Source organism: Streptomyces sp. NPDC101194 (assembly GCF_044767885.1).
GTDB lineage: Bacteria > Actinomycetota > Actinomycetes > Streptomycetales > Streptomycetaceae > Streptomyces.
The window spans coordinates 261,825-285,347 of record NZ_JBIWOS010000008.1 but is presented as its reverse complement, the minus strand read 5'-3'; the positions used below and the strand labels follow the sequence as shown (position 1 = coordinate 285,347).

The following is a 23,523-nucleotide window of genomic DNA, read 5'->3' as shown; positions in this document are numbered from 1 at the left end:
GGGTTGTGGGACGAGGCGGCTCAACGACGACACAGCCCGGCCCCTCGCTGTTCGAGCCATTGCGGCAGGTGATCGGGACGGTCGACGAGACCTTCAAGGGCGCGATCCGGGTGGCGCCTTGAGTCGTGACGCTCCGCGTTCGTGGTGCTGTGTTCGCGCCCTGATCCGCGATCGAGGCGAGGTCCTTGTGAACCTGCCCGGCAGCGAGGGAAGCCGGGGCCGTTGTCAGTGGGGCCGTCTACTGTGCAGGCCATGTCTGATGACCTGCGGAACGACGGCCTGCGGGCCGAACCCACGGCGACGGATGGGTGGTTGCCGGATCCGGGGTTCCCGATGGCGCCGTCGGGGCCCGGGGCACGGAGAGTGGCAGCCGTGCCCTTGGGAACCCACTCCTCGTTCGCCCTCCGTTCCGCCGACGGACTCGACACCGGGGCCGAGGACAAGCACTTCGCGGGTGACTTCGAAACCCATCTGACGGTACGTCTGTGCAGCGAGGAAGAAATGTCGTTGCTCCGTTGGGCGGAACGCAACGAAGTGAAGTACTCCCGCATCGTCCTGGATCGGGGGAGGACGCCGGATCAACCGATGCTCACCATCACCGGCCGTGGGACTCTGCCCCTGCAACGGGCCGCTGCCGGAAGGCGCGTGGAACAACTGCGTTGTGAAGGATTCGAAGTCACGCGCGTGAAGATCGAGGCGGCGCCATGGAACAAGGACGTACCGCAGACAACCCAGGAGGCTGCGGCGCTCCCGCCGCAGTGCTACTTCGAGCACCACGTGAAGCTGGCGCTGACCGATGTCGACCAGGTGGCAGAGGTGCGGGCACTGTGCGAGCCCCACGCGGCGCATGTCTCCCGCAATGCCCGCCGCCCACTCAGCGGGGGCCGCCACGAGCGCTTCGTCACGCAACGCTGCCGACCGGTCGGCCGTCCTGCTGCTCGCGCGCGACTGGACGCCCTGCTGGCATCACTCGCCGACGCCGGGCTCGCGGCCGCGGAGGTAGAGGAGGAGTTCGTGGTGCACGACGACAACCTCCTCATGGACGAAGGCTGGATGGTCGCGGACGGGAGCGGTGCCGCATGACGAAGAGCGATCGGAGCCGTCCGACTCCCCCGGCACCGAAGGATTCGATCGAAGGATTCGAACCCCCGCCGGAGGAGCTCGACCGTCGATCGCGCTCCGGGGAGCCGGAGTTCACGGATCCGGCCCAGGCCGTGCGCTGGCGGACCGCCCGCCGGGCGGCGATCGATCACGTGCTCGCTGTGATCGCCGGATCCTGGTGGAGCGACAGTCTGGTGCTGCGGGGCAGTCTGCCGCTGCAGGCATGGGTCGGTGAGCGGGCCCGGGAGCCGGCTGATCTCGACTGGGTGGTGGTTCGCGACATGCTCAACACGGGCTGGAAATACGGAAACCTCATCGACCTGACCCACAGCTGGCCCGCCGTGGTGGACGCCCTGGAGCCCGCAGACGATGCGCACGGCATTCAGGGGACCTGGAATGCGTGGCATCCGTCGTCGGACCTGGAGCGGCTGGTGGAAGTCGCCTCGACGGACGAGGAAGCCGAACCCCTGTACATGGACCTGCTCGAGCGGATCAGGCAACGATCCGAGGCACCGGGCGGCGTACTGCTCGACGCCGATCGGGCGTACGCGGAGTCGAGCGACGGAGGATGGCTGTACCACGGGCCGGGGGTGCGGCTGGAAGTGCCCTGGCGGGCATTCGGGTTGCCGCCCGGCCGGATACGGGTGGACTTCGCCACCGACGACATGCTCTCCGAGCCGCCGGAGTTGGCGGCCCTGCCGGTCGGCTGTGGCGAACCACCCGTCGTGGTCCAGACGGCCAGCCGGGAGCTGTCGCTCGCCTGGAAGATCCTCTGGCTGCGATTCGAGTCCGAGGAGGACGGCGGCGCCCGGGGCAAGGACCTCTACGACGCCGTCCTCCTGGCCGAGGACCGCCGTACCAGGCTGTCCAGGAGCCTTCTTGAGGACGTATTGTGCGGCGGTCACGGCCACACCGACGCGAATGGGCTCGACCCGGACCGGGTACTCCAATGGCCGGTGGCATGGGGGCAGTTCCAAGCCGAGTACCCCTGGGTGCAGGGGAGCGCGGAGGAATGGTTGTGCCGATTGTCCGCGGCGCTCACTTCGATGTTCGCGGCGACGGTGCCCGCAGTGGTCGATCTCGAGGTCGGCGACTCGGTGACGATCAGCGGCGGCCCCTTCGCCACTCTCCAGGCGACTGTCAACGAGGTCAGTCCCCACACGAAGAGGGCCAGGGTTCTGGTCCATGCGTTCCACCGGGAGACCACGGTCGACCTCTCCTTCGACCAGGTGCGGAAGAATTGATGAGGTGGACTCCGGACGCGTTCCTGGCTCACACCCAGGGCCGCGGCTTCCCTGTACCCGATGGGCTTCAGGACGATGCCCATGACCGCACACCCCCCTCCGCACTTTCGCCGTCGGCATCGACCGCGACGCCGTCAAGGCCGGCCTCGCTTCGTGCTGGAACTCAGGAGTGGTCGAAGGCCAGGTCAACAGGATCGATGTGCTCAAGCGCCAGGTGCTCTGCCGCGCGGGATTCCAGCCTCTCCCCAGCCGGACTCTCCCGGCTCCGCGGCCAGGGCGACGCCGGGCTCGGCCGGGACTGCTGCCGGTCGCCTTGACCGGGCACGTGGATGACGGCGCCGTGGATTCCGCAGCCGGTCACGAGGAGCTGTGCCCGGCCCGCCGTCGCGAGATGCTTCTTGTGGTTGTCCCCGCCGTGGCCGTGGCCCATCAGGACCGGGGGCGCGCGATCGGCGCCGGACGCCGGCGACCAGGGAACTCCGGGGACACCGCCCGCGGTGAAGGCGCGTTCGATCATGCCGTTCGACTACGACTCGGCGGTGAACTGCAGAGAGCGCATAGGTGGTGCCCTGCGGGAGTGCCTTGTCGTCGAGGCGGTCGTGTCCCGTAATCGATCTCGCGGCTGCGAAATTTCATTGAACTCGAGGTCAGCGATCGACAAGACTGCCGCCGTGAGCTCTCGACGCTTCGTCACACTCGATCAGGACGGCACGGCCGACGGATGGCTGCACGTGGTCGTCGAGGCCCCGACCGGCGTCTTCTACCAGCAGCAGTACGGCGGCCACCTGTGCCGACAGGGGCAGGCGGAGGGCTTCCTGGTGCCGGTGTTCGGCCCTGACGCGCTGGACGCGCTGCGCCGACTGTTCGAGGAGGAGTTCGCCGGTGCCGGCACGTGGAACTACTCGTGGCCGGATGACGAGCGCGCGAGGCTGCGCGGAATCATCGAGAGCATCCCCTACTGGGCATCCGACGGACACACGGAGGATCTGCACACCCTGAGGCTGGACGGGAACCGGGTCCGCGACGCCGACGAGGCCCGGGTGCCCGTGATCACGCCGGACGGCCCGGGAGTGCTGATGTGGGCCAACTCGGACTGAACGCGGCGATCAGCTGTCCACCCCGAGCCAGAGGAGAGGCGTCCGCACACTGGATGCATGCGGACGTTCCGACAACGCGGCGAGGTGCCTCATCTCACGCCGCGCGCCCGCCAGGGATCACGGGACAGCCCTGGGTCGTCCCGTAGTCCCTAGGGCACTACGACAGTCAGCGATGTGTCAGTCAACCGGAAGTCGAGCTTCTCGTAGACGCGGCGGGCCGGATTCGCATCGCTCACGACGAGCGAGACCTCGGCCAGCCCGTCGGCCGCGGCCGCAGCGAGCACCCGACGCAGCAGATCGGCGCCAAGGCCCGCATATTCGGATTCGGGGCGGCGGAATACGTCCGCGATCCATGGCTGACCGTCGCGGTCGGTGAGGATCGCCCCGGCGACGACGCGGTCCGTCTCGTCCACCACCAAGGCGCTGCACGGAAGGACCGGTCCGAGGACGGAGCCCGTCAGCATCGGCTTCAGGAGCTCGTTCAGGGCTTCTTCGTCGCTGCCACGGTGATGGTCCGGATGACCGGCAGGAAAGGCGGCACGCCACGCCGGGAACACGGCGTCGGCATCACGGTCGCAAGGGACTGCCCGCAGTCCCTTGCCCAAGGCCCGCGAGGACCAGTCGGCCGGCGGCGGGCAGTCGACCAAGTCTCTCCGCATCTCGTGGGCATGTCTCATCACCCGTGCGCCACGGTGCAACAGGTGCTCGCCGAGCTCCACAGATCCCGAGACCGCCCATCCGGACATGCCGGAGACGATGGTGTCCACGGGGTCGGGGCCGACCACTTCGGCGAGGTCCGCCCACGGGTGCCCCTCGCGAACACCCCGCAGATAGGTCAGAACCGGCACGCCCTGCCGATTGGTCAGGGTCTGGCGCTGCTCATCGTTCTCAGTCACTCGTCATCCTTGCTAGACCGCATGTACCTCGATGCGGCATTCTCCGGTTCCGCATTCGCCGTGGCAACTGAATTCCGCAGCTCACGCGCCTGTTCGCCCGCTGCGCCGTGCGTTGCTCACAGCAAGAGGCACTGGGACCTGGTCGCGCTGCGGCGGACCACGCACCACCGGCTCCGGTCCGCACTCCAGATGTACACGGTCCGGTACATCTGCCTGGTTCCCGAAGGGCCCGTTCGCGGTGCCGTGGCCCGCGGCGGAGCACCTGGGCGCGCAGCAGGGCGTCGAGGACCCGTCGGTCGGTGGAGCAGCGCAACGCGCGGCGGCAGAAGCCCCGTGGAGTCGACCAGGGCGGTGAGCCGCTCGGCGGCGGTCGCAGTCCGCTTCCGAGAGCCCGCGACGGCGCGAAGCCGACGGCTTCGGCGGTTCGGCGTCGAGCCGGTCCTTGCCGTCCTTCAGCGCGGAGCCGGCGCCGCGCTCCAGCATCACGGTTCGCAGCCGCAGCATCAATCGTTCGTTATAGTGAACGTAGAGTTCGTCCAACTTCCCTAGTGAGGGTGTCATGCAGGTCTCCGCCTACTACGCGGACACGTACGAGGAGCGGGCCCGTACCCAGGTGGCCGCCACAGGCGAGCGCGACGGTGTGCCGTGGGTGGCGGTCGAGCACTGTCTGTTCCATCCGCAGGGCGGGGGGCAGCCCGCCGACCGCGGGTGGGTGGACGGCCACGAGATCGTCCCCTTGCGGGACCGTGACTCCGGGCTGGTCGTGGCCGTGGCCTCAGGCGAGGCCGCCCTGCCGGTCTTCTCGCCGGGGTGGCCTGTCGAGGTCCGCATCGACCTTCCGATGCGCGTCACGCATGCCGCGCTGCACACGGCCGGTCACCTGATCGAGGCGGCCGGCCGGGCGCAGGGGTGGATGCCGGCCGCGAACAACCACTTCCCCGGCCAGGCGCGGATCGAGTTCACCGCGCCGCAGCCGGACGCCCGCCTGGACACCCCGGAGGGCCGGGAGGAGGCCACCGAGGCGCTGCGGACGGAGGTCGCCGGGGCAATCGCGCAGGATCTGCCCGTGACCTGGGAGAACGACCCCGAGGGTCGCCGTGTCGTCCACCTGGCCGGCCTGCACTCCGCACCGTGCGGGGGAACTCACGTACGGAGCCTCGGCGACCTCGCCGACGTCGCGCTGCCGACGCTGAAGGTCAGGAAGGGCCGGATCCGCGTCTCCTACGGCGCCGCCCACCGGGAGCGGTGATGACTCCCCGTTCATCAGGCGACCGTCGGCCCGCCAGCAGCACCGCGGGCGCGGTCGGGGTGCAGATCCGCCGGCGCCGTGAGCAGCGCGGCATGAGCAGTGCGGAGCTGTCCCGTCGGGCGGGCTTGAGCAAGGCGACGCTGTCGCAGCTGGAGGCCGGGCGGGGCAATCCGACCATCGAGACCCTCGACGCGCTCGCGATCGCCCTGCGCATCCCGCTGACCGACCTTCTGGCCCGCGACACCGACCCGGGACCGGTGTTCGTGCCCGGCACCGACCTGGCCGACGGCGAAGTGGGGCGCGAACTGCTGCGCCGCATCAGCAGCGGCAACAGCTTGGAGATCTGGCGGCTGCGCATGCCCCCGGACACGCGTCTGGACGGCGTTCCGCACGCGACCGGCACCATCGAGCACCTGCTCGTCTCCTCCGGGCACCTCACCGCCGGGCCCTCCGATGCCCCCACCGACCTGCACTCCGGCGATCTGCTCGCCTTCGCCGGAGACGCCCCGCACATCTACCGCACCGGCCCCGAGACCGCCGACGTCACCGTCGTCATCGCCTCACCGATCATCAGCTGAAAGACAACCCCGAACATGAGCGTCACCTCCCCCACCGGACCCCAACGCATATTCACCAGCGACAACACTGCCGGTGCCTGCCCGGAGATCGTCCAAGCCGTCACCGCCGCAGCCGTCGGCCAGGACCTGCCCTACGGCGCCGACCGGTTCACCGCCGACGCCCGAGCCCGCTTCGCCGAGATCTTCGAACGCGACGTCGACGTCCTGCCCGTCTCCACGGGGTCAGCGGCCAACGCCCTGAGCCTGGCCGCTCTCACCCCGCCCTGGGGCAGCGTGCTGTGCCACCGCGACAGCCACATCAACACCGACGAATGCGGCGCCCCGGAGTTCTTCACCGACGGAGCCAAGCTCGTTCCCCTGCCCGGCGACGACGCCAGGATCGACCCCGACCACCTGCGCGCGGCCGCGACGCGGAAGGTCGGCGACGTGCACAGCGTGCAGCCCTCCGTGCTCAGCATCACCCAGGCCACCGAGACCGGCGCCCTCTACACCCCCGACGAGATCCGCGCCCTGGCCCGCATCGCCAAGGGCGCGGGCCTGCGCGTCCACATGGACGGAGCCCGTTTCGCCAATGCAGTCGCCGCCCTGGGCCGCACACCCGCCGAGCTGACCTGGCGGGCCGGCGTCGACGTCCTGTCCTTCGGGGCCACCAAGAACGGCGCCATGACCGCCGACGCCATCGTCGTCTTCGACCGCGCCCTCACCCCGGAACTCTCCTTCCGGGTCAAGCGCGCCGGCCAGCTCACCTCCAAGATGCGCTTCCAGTCCGCCCAGCTCGACGCCTACCTCACCGACGGCCTGTGGCTGCGCAACGCCGCCCACGCCAACACGATGGCCGCCCGCCTGGGCGACGGGCTCAAGGCCCTCCCCGGCGCCGACCTGCTGCACGCCGTCGAGGCCAACATCCTCTTCTGCCGCCTCCCCCAGCAGGTCATCGATCAACTCCTGGCAGAGGGATTCGCCTTCTACCACGACCGCTGGGAGCCGGGCGTCTGCCGGTTCGTCACCTCCTTCTCCACCACCGCGCACGACGTCGACGCTCTCCTTGAGACCGTCCGCCGCCTCAGCCCCTGACACCACCCGGAGCGGCGGGGTGACAACCGCTCACCCCGCCGCCCACCTCGGCCGCTCGCGACGAGCCGACGGTGGCCGGTTTTCCATTCCTGTAGGGGCCATGGAATCTGAGCAGCGCCGGCTCGCGCCGAGATCATGTGGGACGAACAACTCCGTTTGCGCCGCACCGCCCCCGTCCCGAGGTGCCGCGCCGCGGCCCGGCCGCCGGGACCGAACGGCCACCCGGTCGGGCCGGCCCCACGTCACCCCCGCGTCACCCGGACCTCCGAGACTTCCATCAGTCCGTCGAGTTCGACCCGGCCGACGGTCTGGGTGGGACGCACCGTGAGGCCGTCCCGGCGCACCAGATCGAGGAGGCGCTCGGCGAGCGGCAGAACCATGTGGCGGCCCCAGCAGCGCTCGTCGGCATGGCCGAACGGCAGGTACCCGGGGTGGTCGTCCGGATCCAGGTCGGTCCACCGCTCGGGACGGAAGGCATCGGGCTCCTCCCACTGCGCGGGGTCGCGGTGACTCAGCAACGGCAGCAGCAGGACATCGTCCGCCGGGCCGATCCGGGCGTCCACCTCGGTGAATTCGGGCGAGGCCACCCGGAGGATGTTCCAGGACGGTGGCAGCAACCGGAGCGCCTCGGCGATGAGGTGTCGGTTCGGGACGGCCTCGTCGAACGGTGCGCCCAGCCAGACCGCGTTGGTGACCAGGGCGGCCACCGTGAAGCAGATCGGCGCCGCCACCCGTCGATAGAGGTACATGGCGTATCGGCGGTCCGGAAAGCCGTCGGCGCCGAGGACGAGGGTGGCGAGCTTCGAGAGGGGCTCCGCGCGGTCGGGGCGGCGCAGCAGGGCGGCGCCCGAGGTGACGGCGGACCAGGTCAGTTTCGGGGTGAGTTCCAATCTGCGGTCCACCAGAACCCGGAAGCGCAGGAGTTCCCGTCCGAAGACCAGGTCCCGGAGATAGGCGTGCGGCACCTGCGGCCACGGGCCCGTCAGGTCGACCGACGTCTCCAACGGGCGCTGGAGCGCTTTCCGCACATCCGCTGCCACGGCCTGCATGTAGGCGGACGCGTCGGCCCGGCCGACGTGTCGGCCGAGGACGGGTTTGAAGGTCGGGCGCTCCTCGGCGTTGGCCGGCCGGCTGCGGAGCAGGGCGTCCATGAGGTCGGCGCCCGCGACGCCGATCGTGTTGGGTTCCAGCCGGAACAGGTCCTGGCCGGTGTGGCGGCTGAGCAGCGCGTCGATCCTGGGCGCGAAGCGCACCTGTCGACCGCGGCGGTTGACGATCGGTGGCTGGGGCATCGGAATCCTCCGGGAACGCCGACCGGTGGCGGGCCGTCTCACCCGGCCCGCCACCGGCCTCTCCTACAGTCGTGGGCCGATCAGATCCAGCCGTACCACGCATACGCCTTGAGGCTCTTGTCGCTGCGCATCCGCTTCACGAGACGAACGAACTTCATCCGTACCTCCATGGCAGGGAAGGGTCTGTTCCCCAGTTGCAGGCCGCCGAATGGTCTTCGACCGCCGCAGAAGTGAATGCCGGAGTCCCGACGGCGTCAAGTGACCTGCATCACCGCAAAGAACAACCAACCTCATGTTTCACGCGAGTTCAGGGTGCGAGGTGATGAAGGGCACGCGGCGAAGCTGACGATTGATCCCGATGTAGCAGATGTATATGCCAAGTAACCTTATGGAACAGCGGTGTTGCCGGTCGCGGTGGAGCGGCGAGGATTTTACGAAACGGGGAACAGCTCTTTCCGTATCCGGCACTCGTGGTGGTCGACGCGGGTACGGCGACGCGTGCACGTGTTCGTGCCGCGTACGCCTCCTCCAGCGAGCTCTGCGCGCGCCCCGCGGTGCGGGGATCGTCGGGTCGCAAACACGGCCGACAGGAACAGCGACCTGCGGACGCGCCGTCGGACGGCCTGCGGGTGGAGATCGTGGTGGCCGGTACGACGGTTCACATGCCTGTCGGCCGGGTGCCCGGCGGATGCCCTCACCGAGCCGATTCCAGGGCCGGCCCGCCCCCTGCACGGCAGACGTCGTCGGACGGCCCGGTGCTCGGCTCGCCAGAAGGCTCGACCGACGGCGGCAGAGCGACACGCTGCCGCACAAGCGCCTGCACGAGCGCGCGGCCCGTCGGAGCCACCACCGGAGGTCCCCCGCAAGCCTCCGAGCACTCGCCGAACACCGCCCGCACCAGTGGCAGGACCGTCCTCGCCTTCGCCGGCAACGACAACGGCACGCCGCTGCCCGGCTGTCGGAGGACAGCGGCAGCCGTGCTCGCCACGGTTCGCGCGGACACGCGCCCCCTGGAGTACAGGCCCCCCTGGAGTACAGGAACAGGGGAGAAGGGCGGGTGCGCTCAGCTGTGCGGTGCGCGGCCCGCATCCGACCGCGCGCCCGTCGAATGGCGCAACGGCCGCCGGGACGCGCTCGCCGTGATCAATGACCTGACGCCCGGCGCGGGACCCCGCGTCTGTGGGGTCCAGGAAGCGAGCGGCCCTCGGTGAAGCCCCCGATGATGCGACATCGCCTGGTTCCCTGCGACAGGCGTGCTGCTGACGATGCTCTGCACCGCCCCGGCCGCGCATGGCAGAAAGTCGGCGACGACGCCCGCAGCGGTGTCGGCGGCCTCGCGTACGAGGGCCGTACCGGCGCCGGGCCGACCGTCGGGGCCGGTGACAATGCGAGAGGCATGTCCGGGTACGTGCCGATGAACCGGACACCGCGGCCGAGCACGGAGTGTCGACCGGATGGGCCATACAGGTGGCCGCATCGATCAGGAATCGAGAAGCGCGGGTCACGGAGTCGCACCTAGCATGATCTCCATGGACATCACCATTCACACGAGCGTTCTTCCGCACGACGACCCGGACGCGTCCGTGGCCTTCTACCGCGACGTCCTCGGCTTCGAGGTCCGCAGCGATGTCGGGCAGGGCAAGATGCGCTGGATCACGGTCGGCCCCGCCGGCCAGCCCGACACGTCCATCCTCCTGGCACCGCCGGCGGTCGACCCGGGGGTCACGGAGGACGAGCGCCGCACCATCACCGAGATGATGGCCAAGGGCACCTACGGCTGGATCCTGCTGGCCACCCGGGACCTCGACGGCACCTTCGAAAGGGTCCAGGCCGGCGACGCCGAGGTCGTCCAGGAGCCGACCGAACAGCCCTACGGCATCCGCGACTGCGCCTTCCGCGACCCCGCGGGCAACCTGGTCCGCATCCAGGAACTCCGCTGAGCCGACCGGTCATCGATTCGGCCGAGAACGGCCGACGCCGCGACCACCTTCGGAGAAGACGGCAGCCGACGCCTCCGGAACACCGACGTCGGCGACCGGCCCCGCACCGAGGGGCTCACGTCGCCGGCCACCGAGCCCGAAGGGCTGTCCCGCAATCCCTGGTGGATCAGCGCGCGGCGTCGGATGCGGTGCATCGCAAGGCGGAGGGGCGTCCGCATACTGGATGTATGTGGACGTTCCGACAACGCGGCGAGGTGCCGTAGCCGACGTCGCACGCCCGCCAGGGATTACGGGACAGCCCTGAGGCACGCACACCGGCCCCACAGGGGCGGCTTCCCCCGGCCGGTCCGCCGAGCCGCCCACCGGCCCCTCCCTCGTCGCCGAGCAGTTGCTCGGCCCGCCCGACCGGCTCGCCCGCCCCGGCAAACCGTGCACTGCCACCAAGCGCCTCGCCCCTCACCCCGCCGTACAGGCCCGGGTGCTCACGGACATCGACGAAAAGGACCTCTCTCATGTGTCACCCCTCGTGGGGACGCGCCCGTACGGCGGCACAACGCCTGAACGACCTGAAGCGACTGCGCCGCGTCCGCGACCGGATGGACCGGGAATACGCGCAGCCACTGAACGTCGAGACGCTCGCCCGCGGCGTGAACATGTCCGCCGGGCACCTCAGCCGCCAGTTCCGGCTGGCCTATGGCGAGTCACCGTACGCGTACCTGATGACACGTCGCATCGAGCGCGCGAAGGCGCTGCTGCGTCGCGGCGACCTGAACGTCACCGATGTCTGCTTCGCGGTCGGCTGCTCTTCCCTGGGCACCTTCAGCACCCGCTTCACCGAACTGACCGGCATGTCACCCAGCGCCTACCGCCGCCACGCGATGAGCACCGCGGCAGGAATGCCGCCATGCGTGGCAAAGCAAGTGACGAGACCGGTCAGGAACCGTCAAGCACCGGCCGTCGAGCCACAACCGGCTTGACGGCCACAGCATCCACCAACCCTGTCACCCTCCGCTCGGCCGACCCCACGACCGGGCCGGTCACCGGGACCCGACCGGTCCCCCGGCCGAGCAGCACGAGCCACCACCGGCAAAGAAGCCCGCCGGCTACGGAGCCCACCGGCTCGCGACGTCCCTGTGGCAGCCGGCCGGACGTGGCCGTCTCGATCGACGCGCATGTCGCACACCCGGTGTGTCCGGCCTCAAGTTCCGTGCGAAGCAAGTCGGTTGTTCTGGATCGGAAGGGCCCGGAGGGCCTGGGGACGCCCCCGGGCCGGCGCTCACGCGGCCCGGGGCGACGACGCCCTGCCCGGCACACGGGCGATGAGATCTGCGTGTCCGACCCGGTCCATGGACCGGGTCGGCGGTGAAATCGCACGCCCGGTGCGCTGGTTGACAAGGTTGTCACCGCGCCGGGCGGATCGGTCATGCCGTCCCGGCGGAACAGGGGGTCGAGACCTTCCCCGACCGCGTACCGAGACGTGCCTGGATCCGGTCGACGTCGGGTACGTCCAGTCGCCTGGCGATCACCAGGGAGAGCGACAGCCAGTCGGAACCGTTGCCCGCCGCGCCCTGCCCTTGCAGACTCCGGTCGAGTCCCTCAAGGGCGAGCATCTCGTCGTAGGGCGACTCGATGGCACGTGCCAGTCCGAGTGCCTGCTCATGGCACTCGCGGGCCTCGGACGCGAAGGCGACACCGTCGGCCGCCAGGCAGACCGCGCCAAGGATGTTGAGTGCTTCTGCCTCGCCCCCGCGGTCCTTGAGCTCGCGGCACAGCTCCACGCTCGCGCGAGCATTCTGCATCGCGATGCCGTGGGCGCCGCTCGCCGACTGCGTCTCGGCCAGATGCATGAGGACATGGGCCCGTCCCATACGGCTGCCGAGTTCGTGACAGATGGTGAGGGCTTCGTCGAGGTCTCTCTCGGCCGCTTCGATGCGTCCCGTGCCGAACCTGACCCGGGCCAGATACATGAGAGCGTTCGCCTGGCCGAGCCTGGCACCGAACGCGCGGAACATTCCGAGCGCCTGCTCGATGCACTCCGCGGCCTCCTCGTACTCTCCCCTCAGCCGCAGCACGTCACCGAGGTCGGCCAGGGCATTGCCCTCGCCGTAACGGTTGCCGAGTATGCGATAGCTCACGAGGGCCTCACGGTGGGCGTCGATGGCTCCCGTGTAGCGTCCGGCGGACTTGTGCAGGTCACCGAGAGCCGTGAGGGCGTTCGCCCGACCGAGGCGGTTTCCAGAAGCGCCGTGCAGCTCCAGCGCCCGTTCGAGGCTCTCGGCAGCCTCGGCGTAGCGCCCGGTCAGTTGCCGCACATGGCCGATGTCGACGAGCGCATGAGCCATGCCGCGCGTGTCGCCCACGTCGCGGAAGAGCCGCAGCGCCCGCTGGTACATGGCCTCGGCCTCCTCATATCTCCCGGTCACGCGAAGGACACTCGCCAGATCACCGAACGCGATGGCCTGGCCGTGTCTGTCGGGGAGACCGTCGAAGCGCTCCAGCGCCTGCACGAGGTTCGCCTCGGACTGTTCGTACCGGCCCATCACACGATGGATCACCGCCATGTTCCGCAATGCCGTCGCCTGCCCCAGCAGATCCCCGGCCGTGAGAGCGCATTCGAGGGCGGTCCCGTGCAGGGCAAGGGCTTCGCTCCAGTGCCCGTGGGTACGCAGGAACTCCTTCATCGCGGCGGGAAGGTGCACGGCATGTGTGAGGTGACCGTGGCGAGCCGCGTACTCGACCGCCGCCTGGAGGTTGGCGTACTCGGCACGCATCCAGGCAGTCGCGCGATCCGCATCGGGAATGTCGGGGATCTCGGGTTGCAGACCGGTCGCGTACCGCGGCTCGGGGTTGTTGTAGCGGTTGAAGAAGTGGTCGGCCCGGGTCGCGGCGTGGAGGTAGTAGTCCAGCTGCCTCTCCAATGCCTCATGTACGGCATGGGTGCCGGACTCGCGCGCGAGCGTACGGGCGTACTCGCGGACGAGGTCGTGCATGCGGTAGCGGCCACGGGCCGTCTCCTCGATGAGGTGATGCTCCTCGATCTCCTCAAGCATGCGGCGGGCGTCCGACACTCCGGTGTCCTGCAGTGCGGCGGCCCCGTAGGCGTCGATGTCGACGCCCGGCTGCATCCCGAGGTGCCGGAACAGCCTCTGGCGGTCCGCCGGAAGGTCTCGATAGGAGAGCTGGAACGCGGCCGCGACAGAGGTGTGTTCGGTGGAGAGGCCGCTCAGTTGTCCGTTCGGGTCGCTCAGGTCGGCCACGACGTCGGCTGCGGTCCAGGTGGGGTGGTGGCGCAGGCGTGCGGCGGTGAGCTGAAGAGCCAGAGGGAGGTACCCGCACAGTCGGCCGAGTTCGGCGATCGGGAGGTCGCCGGTGTCGAGATCGGCTCGTCCGGCCTTCGCGACGAGCAATTGGACCGCGCGTTCGGGCTGCAGGACTTCCAGGGTGAGCGGCACGACGTCCTCGAGGGCGGTCAGCCTCCGGCGACTGGTGATCAGCACGAGCGAGGAACCGGTGCCGGGCAGAAGAGGCTCGATCTGTTCACTGCTGCAGGCGTCGTCGAGCAGGATGAGCATGCGGCGGTCGGCCAGATCGCTGCGCCACAGACCGGCGCGGGCCTCCAGGCCGCCCGGGATGCGCTGGGGGTCCTCACCGAGGGCGAGCAGCAGGGTGGTGAGGGCGTCGGCCGGATCGACGGGGGGCGTGCCCGGTGTGTGCGCGTGCAGCGGGAGGAAGATCTGGCCGTCGGGGAAGTCCTTGCGCAGACGGTGGGCCGCGTGGACGGCGAATGCTGTCTTGCCCACGCCGGGCATGCCGTCGACGGCATGGATGTTGATCAGGCCCGAGGGGTCTTCGGAGCGGCTGCGTACCGCGGCAGTCAGCAGGCGGAGTTCGTCGTCCCGGCCGGTGAAGGACGCGATGTCCCGGGGCAGTTCCGTGGGCACGCTCGGGGTGACGGGCGTGCCACCCGCCGGGGGTTGGGGCGTGGTGCGGCCGGAGTCGTCGAGTATGTACTGGTAGGCCGCGCGGGCTTCGGGCCCCGGCTCGACACCGAGGTCGTCGACCAGGGTGCGACGCAGTCGGTGGTACACGTCGAGGGCCCCGGCCTGCTGGCCGGTGCGGTGGAGAACGAGCATCAGCTGGGTGTGGAAGGACTCCCGGAGCGGGAATTCGGCTGTCAGGCGGCGGAGTTCGGGCAGAAGAACGTCGTGCCGACCGCGCTGCAGCTCCGCGTGGTTGCGCCACTCCAGGGCCTGCAGCCGGGCCTCCTGCCACTCGTCGACGTGGGCGTAGGCCGTCTCCGCCGCTGCGGGCAGGTCGCTCAGAGGAGTGCCGCGCCACAGGCCGAGGGCGGCTTCGGCCTCGCGCGCCACAGTGTCCCAGTCGCTCTCCTGCCGTGAAGCACGAGCTGCCTCGACCCTCCGGGTGAAGACATCGATGTCCAGCTCGCCCTCGCCGACGTGGAGGAGGATGCCGTGGCGCGGGGCCTGGACACGAGCCTCCTCCCCCAACGCACGGCGCAGGCGGCTCAGATGGTTGTGCAGGGAAGCGCGGGCGGTGGCCGGTGGCCGCGCGCCCCACAGGACCGTTTCGAGGCGGTCGTGGGAGACGACACGGTTCGGTGTGAGCAAAAGGACTGCGAGGAGGGTCCGGGCCTTGAGGGATCCCGGTGTCCGGTCGGTCCCGTGCTCGTCGTGGACCGTCAGCGGGCCGAGGAGTCCGAATCTCACGTTGTTCCCCCTGTGTTGAGCTCTTCCGGCTGCTACCGGACCGCGTCGCTCCGTCCGCGTGGGCTGCATCGTAGCTCCGCGTCTCCGTACTGACGTGGGGTTTCGTCGTGCCCCCTCATTCCCGGTCGTGCCCCCGACCTTCCCGGGCGGAGGGCGGTTGGCGTTCTGTTGGAGAGCTGTTGATCGGGTGGGCCAGCATGCCGATGTCGATCAGGCGCGGACTCGGTGCTGTTACCGGGAACGTGCCTGACGGCGGGGTGGGTCCCACTCGTCTGCGCCTCGAAAGGTGTGCACACATTGCTGCCTCTCTGGTCGTTCACCGACGCGGTCGTCGCGACCGTGCTCCTGCGTTCCGCTGCCGCCAAGGCCGTGTCACCCGGTGTGGCGTCCGCCGCCGTCAGTGAGGCGCTCGGCGGGCGCGCAGTCATTTCGCCGGCATTCGTCCGGGCCGTTTCCGCAATCGAATCGATCGCCGCCGTCGCACTTCTGACACCGGCTCTGCGCTGGGCCGCGAGCGCTCTCGTGGCGGTGCTCGGTCTGAGCTTCGCACTTCTGGGAACAGCCGGATCAGTACGCGGAAGCAAGCAGCCCTGTGGCTGTTTCGGAGCCGACTCCGAGCGTCCGCTGGGTGCGATGAACACGGTTGTCGGGGCCTTCTTCGTCGCGGCGGCGGCCTTTCACGCATTCGGCCCCTCACACATCGGCGAATCCGCCCTGACTTTCACCGTGCTGTTGGTGACGATCCTCTCCGGTGGCTGGCTGATCCTGTCGCAGCGCCGAACGGGCTGGGTCGTCGTAAAGAATTTCTTCCGGCGATGGGAATCCGCATCATGATGGTCGTTATGGCGTTCGCACTGCTGATACTGACCGCCGCGGTAGTCCTGCTCTTCGCGATGATGGGCGAGCTCAGTTCCCGTGTCCCCGATCCCGAGGACGGCCGGATCGTCGCCCTGGAGGAGTACCGGCCCGGCGCCGAGGCGGACGAGTGGCCCGAGCCGCTGTCGGGGCTGGTCGGCGCCCGACGCTCCGCGCTCCTGGTGCTGAGCACCGTGTGCGCGACATGTGCCACGGTGGCCGACGAGATCGGTCACCGTCCTGAACTCGTGGCCCGGAGGCCTGTCGGCACCGTGGTCACGTGCGCGAATGCCGAGGAAGGCGAGAAGTTCGCCGCGGACCACGCGCTGCCCCCGGGCAGTTATGCGATCGACGCGGGTGGCGCCTGGGTGTCGGAGAACTTCGGTGTCGGCAAGAGTCCGTCCGCCCTGGTGTTCAACGAGGGCGTGCTCACCGAGGCCTTCGCGTTCAGCAAGGTCAGCCCACTTCTGGAACGCATCCAGATCGGAACAGCCACGGAGGAAATGGCATGACCGTTTTCAGGAAGAGATCACGTGATGCTCTCGGCGGCGTGGAGAAGACCCGTGTGGGACGAAGGCGCGTGCTGGGCGGTATCGGGGCGAGCGGCCTGATGGCCTCGGCCGCGGTGTTCGCCAGTTCGTCCACGGCGCACGCGGGCAACGCCGACTGCTGCAACCTCGCACACCCGCCGGGCACTTCCGGCTACCTGTCCAACTACACCGACTGCTCGTCCAGGGCCGCGTACATCTGGGGCTGCACCTCCAGTGGCGGCTACCTGCACTGCTACTGCTGCGAGACGGCGGGCAACGCGCAGTCCGCCTACCGCTGCCAGTACAACTGAACGGGGAGCACACGTGGTGACGTGGTTGGCGATCGCCGGCATGGCGGCGGTCCTTCAGGTCTTCAGCCCTTGAGGCCAGTCCATGGCCGGGGTCGCCGGTCCCATGCTGACCCGCAGCAGATCCGAGGGAACGCGTTTCCTGACCGGTCTGTTCGCAGGAGAAGTGATCGCCGCAACACTGATGAGTCTGGTGGTCTACGTCATCGGCGCCGGCCTGACCGTGCTCGTCCCGCATACGGGGCTGCGGGTCGTCATGGCGGCGGTGGCTGTGGTCCTCGGTGTGGCGGACCTGCTGAACCGCACGCCGCACATCTGGCGACAGGTCCCGCAGTCGCTGGTACGCACCCATCCACCGGGAATGCTGGGTCTTTCGTGGGGTTTCGACCTCGCGTTGCTGTTCACCACCCAGAAGACCACGTCGCTCACCTGGGCGGCGCTGGCCGCTGCGCTGCTGCTGCACCCCTCGTTCTCCTGGCTCTATCTCGTCGGCATGGCGGTGGTCGGCGTGCTGACGATCGCGTTGCGGAGCATCACGTGGAACTTCGTGCCCCTGTCGGAGTTCGGCGATCGCCTGCAGCCGTGGTTCGTACCGACGCGGCGGACGGCGGGAGCCCTTCTGGTGGTCGTCGGCGTGCTGACGGCGGCCGGAGCATGGTGAACCGGGAATGGGGGTGTGAGCATCTCCGGTGAGCGGTCCGGTGACAAGAAGGGCCAGATATTCGTCACCAGGTTCGAATGCCAGAGTCTGTTCAGGCTGTTGCTCGTGCTCGCGTTGCACGTCAAGGTCAAGCGCGAGGTACGCCGGGCCGCCGAGGGGTTCCTCGGTGGTACGACGCTCGTCCAGTGGCGCCGCCGGACCGTGCTGAGCATCTCGCTGTGGCAGGACCTGGACAGCGTCTATTCCATGGGAAGAGTCGGCCACCACATCGTGGCCTCCCGGATGCCCGCGCGCACGGGGATCCGTACGGCATGCGGTGTGTATCCGTACGCGGGCGACTGGAAGCACGTCATGTTCGGCGCGCCCGCAACCGCCGGCGAACCACTGTTCGCCACCGGTTCCGTGTCCACGACTGTGAAAGGAAGTCCGTCATGAGGAACCACACCCCGACAGACCGGGGGTACGCGTTCATCAAGAGCAATCCCGATGGCACCAAGAACGTCTACGTCGCCATGGGGATCGCGGCCGAAGGCACCCCGGAGGACGTGTTCGCCGTGCACCTGCGGCGTCCGGAAGTCGACGTGGACTCGGCCGTCGAGACCGTCGACACCGGCTCCGTGCGTCGCACCAGCTCGGCCGTGCACGTGTGGGCGGGCCCCGACAGTGTCGTGAGGGTCCGCGCGGCACGTTCCGGACCGGGAACGCTTCTCGGAAGCTGATCCCGGCCCGGCCGGACGTGTGGCGGAGGCGGACGGGAATCGAACCCGCCGGACGGGGGTACCCCGTCCCTCCCGCTTTGAAGGCGGGGAGGCCCACCAGGAACCCTGACGCCTCCGCCACACACCTTAAAGCAAGAACGGCAGCGCAGCGGCCCGTTCGGGCCCCCTCAGTCGCGGGCCGGGCCGTGCCACAGGGCAGGACGCCCTCATCGCGTCGAGCCGCTCACCACGAACGAACCGGATGACATGACACTCACACAGCAACCGGCGCACGCCCTCACCTCCGAGCAGGTGCGGCTGACGCAGTACGCACGGGGCGGTGGTTGCGCCTGCAAGATTCCCCCCGGTGAGTTGGAGCACGCGGTGTCCGCCCTGTCCCGCTCCCAACCCGTCTCTTCCGCACACGAGTTGCTGGTCGGCCTCGACACCGGGGACGACGGGGCCGTGGTGCGTCTGGCCGGGGACTCGGCACTGATCCTGACCACCGATTTCTTCACCCCGGTCGTCGACAGCGCCTACGACTGGGGGCGTATCGCCGCGGCGAACGCCCTGTCCGACGTGTACGCCATGGGCGGCTCCCCGCTCCTCGCGGTGAACCTGTTGGCCTGGCCCCGCGACGTTCTTCCGCTGGAGCTCTCCGCGGAGGTGCTGCGCGGTGGCATGGATACGGCTCGTGAGGCGGGCTGTCATCTCGCTGGCGGCCACAGCGTCGATGACGCCGAACCCAAGTACGGCCTCGCCGTGACGGGCATCGCCGACGCGCGCCGTCTGCTGCGCAACGACACCGGACGGGCCGGCGTCCCGCTCTCGCTGACCAAGCCGCTCGGCATCGGTGTGCTGAACACTCGTCACAAGGCCACCGGCGAGTCCTTCCCCCAGGCCATCGACACCATGACGCGTCTCAACCACGAGGCCTCGCAGGCCGCGCTCGCCGCGGGTATCACCTGCGCCACCGACGTCACCGGGTTCGGACTGCTCGGTCACCTCTACAAGATGGCCTGGGCCAGCGGTGTCAGCGCGCTCCTGGACCCGTCCGCCGTCGCCTACCTCGACGGGTCCCGGGAAGCGGCGCGGGCGGGGTACGTGAGCGGCGGCACCCGACGCAATCTCGCCTGGACGGAGCCGCACACCGCCTGGGGGGACGTACCCGAGACCGAACGCCTTCTGCTCGCCGACGCCCAGACCTCCGGCGGCCTGCTCGTCGCCGGTGAGATCCCGGGCGCCCCGGTCATCGGGGAACTCGTGCCCGCCCGCGAACACACGCTGATCATCGGCTGAGCCGGCATGAACCCTCGGAAGAACGCCGACCGGCGCAGCGCCATCCCCCGTACCGACACGCTCCTGGCCGACCCGCGACTCGTCCGGGCCGCCGACCGGATCGGCCGTCCCCGGGTGCGCGGCCTGGTCCGGGACGCCCAGCAGCACGCCAGAGACGGTGATCTGCTGCCGGAGCAGGTCCTCTCCCATGTCCTGGCAGCGCTGCCCACGGGCCCGACCACGCTGCGGCCCGTCATCAATGCCACCGGTGTGGTCGTCCACACCAACCTGGGGAGGGCCCCGCTGTCCCCCGCGGCGGTCGAGGCAATGACCCTGGCCAGCGGGTACACAGACGTCGAGTACGACCTCGCCGACGGCACACGGGCCCGGCGGGGCCGGGGAACCGTCGACGCCCTCCTGGACGCGGTACCCGCCGCAGAGGACGCACACGTCACCACCAACGGCGCGGCAGCGCTCGTGCTCATCGCGACCGCCCTCGCCCAGGGCCGCGAGATCATCGTCAGCCGGGGTGAACTCGTCGAGATCGGCGACGGGTTCCGTCTGCCGGATCTGCTGACGAGCACCGGTGCCCGACTGAGAGAGGTCGGCACGACCAACCGGACCCACCTCGCCGACTACGCCGCCGCGGTGAGCCCCGACACCGGGTTCATCCTCAAGATCCACCCCTCCAACTTCCTCACGGTCGGGTTCACTGCGTCCGTCTCCGTGAGGGAGCTCAGCGGTCTCGGCGTGCCGGTCGTGGCCGACATCGGCTCCGGCCTCCTGCACGCCGACCCGGCTCTCCCCGACGAGCCCGACGCGACGCAGTGGCTCGGCGCGGGTGCGGACCTCGTGACGGCCAGCGGGGACAAGCTCCTCGGTGGCCCGCAGGCCGGCATCGTCCTCGGACGCCGTGACCTGGTCACGGTCGTCCGCCGACACCCGCTCGCCCGCGCCGTGCGTGTCGGCAAGCTCACTCTCGCCGCACTCGAAGCCACGCTCCGCACTCCGCAGACACGCGTCGACCAGGCCCTGCACGCCACCCCGGAGTCACAGGAAGCGAGAGTGCGGGCGCTGGTCGCTCGGCTGCGCGACGCCGACGTGGACGCAACAGCCGTGCCCTGTGCCGGCGCGGTCGGCGGCGGAGGCGCACCAGGGGTCGAACTGCCCGGATGGGCGGTGCGGCTGGCCCCGTCGTTCACCGCCGCGCTGCGTACCGGTGACCCCAGTGTCGTGGGCCGCCTCGACCGGGGCTTCTGCCTCCTCGACCTGCGCTGTGTCCCGCCGGACGCGGATCCCTCGGTGGCGGCGGCCGTTCTCGCGGTGGCCCGCCGACCGGACGGTTCACCGTGCACGTGATGGCCACCGCAGGACATGTGGATCACGGCAAATCCACCCTGGTACGCGCATTGACGGGCATGGAACCGGACCGATGGGCCGAGGAACAGCGACGCGGCATGACCATCGACCTCGGTTTCGCCTGGACACAGCTTCCGTCCGGAGTGACGGCGGCCTTCGTCGACGTCCCCGGTCACCACCGCTTCATCACCAACATGCTGGCCGGGATCGGCCCCGTGCCCGCCGTCCTCCTCGTCATCGCGGCGGACGAGGGCTGGTGCAGGCAGACCGAGGAGCACGTGGCGGCGCTGTCGGCCCTGAACGTGCGTCACGGTCTGCTCACCGTGACCCGCACCGACCTCGCCGCCCCGGAAACAGCCATCGCCGAAGCACGCGACCGGCTCGCAGGTACGCCGCTGGAGAACATCGAGGCCGTAGCCGTCCACGCTCCATCGGGCCGTGGCGTCGACCGGCTCAGGGCCGCGCTGGACCGCCTCGTCCTCTCCCTTCCCGCAGCCGACACCGAAGGGCCGACCCGGCTGTGGATCGACCGTGCCTTCACCGTCCGCGGCGCAGGAACGGTCGTGACCGGAACCCTCGCCACCGGACGGATCGAGCGCGGCGACGAACTCGTGCTGGCACCTTCCGGCGAACAGGTGCGGATACGGGGCCTTCAAAGTCTCAAGGAAACCGTGACCGGCGCCGGGGCGGTTTCCAGGCTGGCGGTCAATCTCCGGGGCACGGCGCTCGAGAACGTGGCCCGAGGGCACGCCCTGGTCGGTCCCGGGGAGTGGGCCCATGCGTCCAGGATCGACGTGCTGCTCCACCACGTGCGGGAGATCCGGTCCCACCACCTGGTGCTGCATCTGGGATCCGCGGCCGTCCCCGCCCGGCTCCGCCCGTTGGGCCGGGACACCGGCCGGCTCACACTGGCGCAGCCGCTTCCCCTGCATGTCGGGGAGCGTGTCCTGCTGCGCGACCCCGGTATGCACCGGATCGTCGCCGGAGCGACGATCCTCGACACGAGGCCCGCGCCCCTGCGTCGCCGAGGCGCGGCAGCCACACGTGCCGTTGAACTCTCGTCACTGCCAAAGGCCCCCGACTGCGCGCGGTACATGCGGCTGCACCGCTGCGCCAAACGGTCCGACCTGCTGGAAGCCGGTCTGCTGCGGCCCGGTGCCGAGCCGCCCTCGACGACCAGGGAAGTCGGGGACTGGTTGATCCACAACAGCCTCTGGGAATCGTGGCGGACGGAGCTGACGCGGGTCGTCGACGCATGGGCGGAGCGTCATCCGCTCGCACCCGGGATGCCACGGGCGGCGGCCGCCCGCATGGTAGGTCTTCCCGACTCGCGGCTGCTGGGTCCGCTGATCGGCACGACGGTCCTCGTCAGTGACGCCACGGGCGTTCGGCGGCCGGATTCGGGCGGCGCTCTCCCCGAGGCCGTGCTGGGCGCCGTCGGAAAGGTGCGTGAGCGGCTGGAGAGCACTCCCTTCGCCCCGCCGTCCGTTCCCGAACTGAAGGCGCTCGGACTCACCCGGAAGCACCTGTCGGCGGCCGAGCGGCACGGGCTCCTGCTGCGGATCACCGACGACGTGTGTCTGCTGCCCGACGCTGCCCGGACCGCGGTGAGCCGCCTCGCGGCTCTGCCCCAGCCCTTCACCGTGAGCCAGGGGCGCGCCTGCCTCGGTACGAGCCGCCGAGTCGCGGTCCCGCTGTTCGAGTACCTCGACCGGTTGGGACTCACCGTCCGGACGAACGCCCAGGAGCGGCGGCTGCGCACCGGAGAGCCGACGTCCTTCGGACCGGACGGACCCGGCGGGTGAGGGGCCTTGGGCGCGAGCCGTTCGCGACCCGGAACGCTCGGTACGGGAGCCGCCGTCACGCTCGTGATCGGGCGTCTCCCCCGAAGAGGTGGCGACCTTCATGAGCCCCTTCCGACGCCCGAGGAACCTTCGCCGATGAGACGCCGCAGGTCGCAACAGTGCGTGATGTCGCGGCCGGGAGGACCTCACACGGCCGGGACGCGAGCCGGGGCGCCCGAGGACGGAGTGCGATCCCGTAGGAGCCGGGTGCGGCCGGACCGGGCCACTGGGCCACCCGGACCTCATGCCGGTCCCGTCCACGCGCGTCCCGTCATCGGGATGCGTCGGTCGGCTGCGCGGGACACCATGGGGGAATGGCGACAGCACCCATCACCGTCCATGCGCCGACCCCGTCCGGCGGGCGTCCCGTGACGGTGCACATCAACAACCGTGAGGAGAGACTCGGCCTCGCTCACAGCGACCACGACCTCGTCGTCTTTCTCGCCGATGCCGGAATGGCGGATCCGGAACGGATCCTCGACAACCCCGCCGTGGTCCGGTGGACAGGCGCCGAGGCCCATCGGTACGAGTCCCCCGCGTAACGGTCCTTCCCCGGCAGGGCGCCCGCCGAGCGGGCCCCGGGTCCGCCAGGTGTTCTGTCCTGGGAGGTTCTGGACGGGTGATTCAGGTCTCGGTTGATTCCACTGCCGTCCCTGATCCGGTCGGCCTCGATGAAGTCGGGACGGAGGCCGAACAGGGTCCGGCAGTCCTCGTGAACGGCCGGGCCGGGGGGCGCCCGGACGGCACCCGGTCACCTGGCCGACGACGTCGCCCGACCGGCCTCGGCAGACC

Annotated in this window: 22 protein-coding genes, 1 tRNA gene and 2 pseudogenes; 19 read left to right on the top strand and 6 right to left on the bottom strand. The window is 69.9% G+C overall.

All coding sequences use genetic code 11. From position 1 onward, the window contains the following. The first annotated feature begins 372 nt into the window (after window positions 1-372). The 3 genes and pseudogenes from ACIRP2_RS27950 to ACIRP2_RS27940 form a co-directional block, all read left to right on the top strand. A complete protein-coding gene (locus ACIRP2_RS27950; RefSeq protein ID WP_404254922.1) occupies window positions 373-1,083 on the top strand; it encodes a hypothetical protein in 711 nt (236 codons plus the stop codon). Further along, window positions 1,080-2,069: pseudogene (locus tag ACIRP2_RS27945) on the top strand (nucleotidyl transferase AbiEii/AbiGii toxin family protein); the annotation flags it as partial. The gene ACIRP2_RS27950 and the pseudogene ACIRP2_RS27945, both read left to right, overlap by 4 nt. Window positions 2,070-2,171: 102 nt before the next feature. Continuing rightward, window positions 2,172-2,345: pseudogene (locus ACIRP2_RS27940) on the top strand (transcription termination/antitermination protein NusG); the annotation flags it as partial. A gap of 163 nt (window positions 2,346-2,508) precedes the next feature. On the opposite strand, the gene ACIRP2_RS27935 reads toward ACIRP2_RS27940, so the two are convergent. Continuing rightward, window positions 2,509-2,862 carry a hypothetical protein gene (locus ACIRP2_RS27935; protein ID WP_404254920.1) on the bottom strand — a complete coding sequence of 118 codons (354 nt, stop codon included), beginning with the start codon at window positions 2,860-2,862 and terminating at the stop codon, window positions 2,509-2,511. Window positions 2,863-3,016: 154 nt separating this feature from the next. Here ACIRP2_RS27935 and ACIRP2_RS27930 point away from each other — a divergent pair, with 154 nt between their 5' ends. Then, on the top strand, window positions 3,017-3,442 hold the full coding sequence (locus ACIRP2_RS27930; protein ID WP_404254918.1) for a DUF6210 family protein: 426 nt from the start codon (window positions 3,017-3,019) through the stop codon (window positions 3,440-3,442). A gap of 149 nt (window positions 3,443-3,591) precedes the next feature. Here ACIRP2_RS27930 and ACIRP2_RS27925 read toward each other — a convergent pair whose 3' ends face one another. Further along, a complete protein-coding gene (locus ACIRP2_RS27925; protein ID WP_404254916.1) occupies window positions 3,592-4,338 on the bottom strand; it encodes a GNAT family N-acetyltransferase in 747 nt (248 codons plus the stop codon). 559 nt (window positions 4,339-4,897) lie between these two features. On the opposite strand from ACIRP2_RS27925, the gene ACIRP2_RS27920 reads away from it, so the two are divergent. From ACIRP2_RS27920 to ACIRP2_RS27910, 3 genes are read left to right on the top strand one after another with little or no spacing between them, the layout of a single operon-like run. Beyond that, on the top strand, window positions 4,898-5,587 hold the full coding sequence (locus ACIRP2_RS27920) for a metal-dependent hydrolase (RefSeq protein ID WP_404254914.1): 690 nt from the start codon (window positions 4,898-4,900) through the stop codon (window positions 5,585-5,587). Next, window positions 5,587-6,165 (top strand): helix-turn-helix domain-containing protein, encoded by a 579-nt coding sequence (locus tag ACIRP2_RS27915; protein WP_404254912.1) that lies wholly within the window; start codon window positions 5,587-5,589, stop codon window positions 6,163-6,165. The genes ACIRP2_RS27920 and ACIRP2_RS27915 overlap by 1 nt, the downstream gene beginning before the upstream one ends. Window positions 6,166-6,180: 15 nt before the next feature. Then, entirely contained in the window at window positions 6,181-7,239 is a 1,059-nt protein-coding gene (locus ACIRP2_RS27910) for a threonine aldolase family protein (RefSeq protein ID WP_404254910.1), read from the top strand. A 242-nt stretch (window positions 7,240-7,481) separates the two neighbouring features. On the opposite strand, the gene ACIRP2_RS27905 is transcribed toward ACIRP2_RS27910, so the two are convergent. Both ACIRP2_RS27905 and ACIRP2_RS27900 read right to left on the bottom strand, forming a co-directional pair. Beyond that, the gene (locus ACIRP2_RS27905; RefSeq protein WP_404254908.1) at window positions 7,482-8,531 is read right to left on the bottom strand and encodes a cytochrome P450; all 1,050 of its coding nucleotides are present in this window, start codon (window positions 8,529-8,531) and stop codon (window positions 7,482-7,484) included. An 80-nt stretch (window positions 8,532-8,611) separates the two neighbouring features. Then, the gene (locus ACIRP2_RS27900) at window positions 8,612-8,701 is read right to left on the bottom strand and encodes a tryptorubin family RiPP precursor (protein WP_020930389.1); all 90 of its coding nucleotides are present in this window, start codon (window positions 8,699-8,701) and stop codon (window positions 8,612-8,614) included. A 1,359-nt stretch (window positions 8,702-10,060) separates the two neighbouring features. Between ACIRP2_RS27900 and ACIRP2_RS27895 the strand changes: the two genes are divergently transcribed. Beyond that, a complete protein-coding gene (locus ACIRP2_RS27895) occupies window positions 10,061-10,471 on the top strand; it encodes a VOC family protein (RefSeq protein ID WP_404254906.1) in 411 nt (136 codons plus the stop codon). Between the two features lie 512 nt (window positions 10,472-10,983). Further along, a complete protein-coding gene (locus ACIRP2_RS27890; protein ID WP_404254904.1) occupies window positions 10,984-11,448 on the top strand; it encodes a helix-turn-helix transcriptional regulator in 465 nt (154 codons plus the stop codon). A 444-nt stretch (window positions 11,449-11,892) separates the two neighbouring features. On the opposite strand, the gene ACIRP2_RS27885 is transcribed toward ACIRP2_RS27890, so the two are convergent. After that, window positions 11,893-15,198: a BTAD domain-containing putative transcriptional regulator gene (locus ACIRP2_RS27885; RefSeq protein ID WP_404254902.1), complete on the bottom strand. Its 3,306-nt coding sequence runs from the start codon at window positions 15,196-15,198 to the stop codon at window positions 11,893-11,895. Between the two features lie 297 nt (window positions 15,199-15,495). Between ACIRP2_RS27885 and ACIRP2_RS27880 the strand changes: the two genes are divergently transcribed. The 6 genes from ACIRP2_RS27880 (at window position 15,496) to ACIRP2_RS27855 (ending at window position 18,271) form a co-directional block, all read left to right on the top strand. Beyond that, window positions 15,496-16,032, top strand: coding sequence for a MauE/DoxX family redox-associated membrane protein (locus tag ACIRP2_RS27880; protein ID WP_404254900.1), 537 nt, complete (start codon window positions 15,496-15,498; stop codon window positions 16,030-16,032). Between the two features lie 8 nt (window positions 16,033-16,040). Beyond that, window positions 16,041-16,565: a hypothetical protein gene (locus ACIRP2_RS27875; protein WP_404254898.1), complete on the top strand. Its 525-nt coding sequence runs from the start codon at window positions 16,041-16,043 to the stop codon at window positions 16,563-16,565. Beyond that, the gene (locus ACIRP2_RS27870; RefSeq protein ID WP_404254896.1) at window positions 16,562-16,894 is read left to right on the top strand and encodes a hypothetical protein; all 333 of its coding nucleotides are present in this window, start codon (window positions 16,562-16,564) and stop codon (window positions 16,892-16,894) included. Before ACIRP2_RS27875 ends, ACIRP2_RS27870 begins: the two co-directional genes overlap by 4 nt. Before the next feature lie 163 nt (window positions 16,895-17,057). Next, window positions 17,058-17,552, top strand: coding sequence for a hypothetical protein (locus ACIRP2_RS27865; protein WP_404254894.1), 495 nt, complete (start codon window positions 17,058-17,060; stop codon window positions 17,550-17,552). 15 nt (window positions 17,553-17,567) lie between these two features. Then, window positions 17,568-17,987, top strand: a complete 420-nt coding sequence (locus ACIRP2_RS27860; RefSeq protein ID WP_404254892.1) for a hypothetical protein — start codon at window positions 17,568-17,570, stop codon at window positions 17,985-17,987. Next, window positions 17,984-18,271: a hypothetical protein gene (locus tag ACIRP2_RS27855; RefSeq protein WP_376278123.1), complete on the top strand. Its 288-nt coding sequence runs from the start codon at window positions 17,984-17,986 to the stop codon at window positions 18,269-18,271. Before ACIRP2_RS27860 ends, ACIRP2_RS27855 begins: the two co-directional genes overlap by 4 nt. Before the next feature lie 20 nt (window positions 18,272-18,291). Here the strand turns inward: ACIRP2_RS27855 and ACIRP2_RS27850 are convergent. Continuing rightward, a tRNA-Sec gene (locus ACIRP2_RS27850) sits at window positions 18,292-18,387 on the bottom strand. 130 nt (window positions 18,388-18,517) lie between these two features. Here ACIRP2_RS27850 and selD point away from each other — a divergent pair. The 4 genes from selD to ACIRP2_RS27830 all read left to right on the top strand — a co-directional run bounded on the left by selD (window position 18,518) and on the right by ACIRP2_RS27830 (window position 23,273). Continuing rightward, window positions 18,518-19,549, top strand: a complete 1,032-nt coding sequence (selD, locus tag ACIRP2_RS27845; protein WP_404254890.1) for a selenide, water dikinase SelD — start codon at window positions 18,518-18,520, stop codon at window positions 19,547-19,549. Window positions 19,550-19,555: 6 nt separating this feature from the next. Further along, entirely contained in the window at window positions 19,556-20,887 is a 1,332-nt protein-coding gene (gene selA, locus ACIRP2_RS27840) for an L-seryl-tRNA(Sec) selenium transferase (protein WP_404254888.1), read from the top strand. Then, window positions 20,887-22,692, top strand: coding sequence for a selenocysteine-specific translation elongation factor (gene selB / locus ACIRP2_RS27835; RefSeq protein WP_404254886.1), 1,806 nt, complete (start codon window positions 20,887-20,889; stop codon window positions 22,690-22,692). The genes selA and selB overlap by 1 nt, the downstream gene beginning before the upstream one ends. A 353-nt stretch (window positions 22,693-23,045) precedes the next feature. Continuing rightward, window positions 23,046-23,273 carry a hypothetical protein gene (locus ACIRP2_RS27830; protein WP_351081290.1) on the top strand — a complete coding sequence of 76 codons (228 nt, stop codon included), beginning with the start codon at window positions 23,046-23,048 and terminating at the stop codon, window positions 23,271-23,273. Window positions 23,274-23,523 lie beyond the last annotated feature (250 nt).